The sequence below is a fragment of the Arsenicibacter rosenii genome (genome assembly GCF_001870735.1).
Taxonomy (GTDB): Bacteria; Bacteroidota; Bacteroidia; order Cytophagales; family Spirosomataceae; genus Arsenicibacter; species Arsenicibacter rosenii.
In genome coordinates, this window is the sequence record NZ_MORL01000234.1 from 1 (window position 1) to 602 (window position 602).

The window sequence follows — 602 nt, forward strand, 5'->3', positions numbered from 1 at the left end:
ATGTGCAGTGTATAGCGGGCGGCGTGGTAGTGTTCCCGAATTACCGGTCTTGTAAGTGTAATCTTTCCCGACTGATACACTTCAATTTCAGTCCGGGTTTCAACCCAGGCTTCGCGAAATTCCTTGTCGACCACCAGCACTTCTGAATAGCGGTCGCTGCCCTGAGCGCAGTCCATGATGTGCGTAACCAGCAGCCAGACGATCCAGCTGATCAATAGCGCAGCCAGCCCCATGCCGATCTGCTCAGGATTGATTCTTTTTGCCATAATTGAAAATGCGGTTTTCGAGCAGTATCATACCAATGGCCGTGATCAGAAACGGCCATGCTTCAGAATGAATGATGCGGTACCACAGGTCAGAAAAAAACATCAGGGTTTCAGGCTTCGTAAAAACGGGGTAAGGTGGTTGGCGATGGCGTTGATATCACCCTTCCGGCGGGACACCAGATAGCAGCCGCCCGGTGAGCCGGTATTGAAGCCTAAATGCAGGTAGCGGTCGGCATTCGGGTTCCAGTTGCGCTCGGCAAACGCTTCGGTGTGGGAATAATACAGTGATGACCAGTCCATAAACTGGGGCACCTGCAAACTGCGCTGATTGCCCCG

Annotated in this window: 3 protein-coding genes; all 3 read right to left on the bottom strand. The window is 52.7% G+C overall.

What is annotated here, in order from left to right; all coding sequences use genetic code 11:
* On the bottom strand, positions 1–266 hold a 266-nt coding region (locus BLX24_RS31015; RefSeq protein ID WP_143092973.1), incomplete at its 3' end, for a hypothetical protein.
* Entirely contained in the window at positions 244–369 is a 126-nt protein-coding gene (locus tag BLX24_RS33985) for a hypothetical protein (protein ID WP_262483016.1), read from the bottom strand. The genes BLX24_RS31015 and BLX24_RS33985, both read right to left, overlap by 23 nt.
* On the bottom strand, positions 369–602 hold a 234-nt coding region (locus BLX24_RS31020), incomplete at its 5' end, for a hypothetical protein (RefSeq protein WP_177226006.1). The genes BLX24_RS31020 and BLX24_RS33985, both read right to left, overlap by 1 nt.

Coding starts and splice junctions, on each gene's coding strand:
- BLX24_RS33985 (WP_262483016.1), bottom strand. CDS start 369: ATGTTTTTTTCTGACCTGTGGTACCGCATCATTCATTCTGAAGCATGG.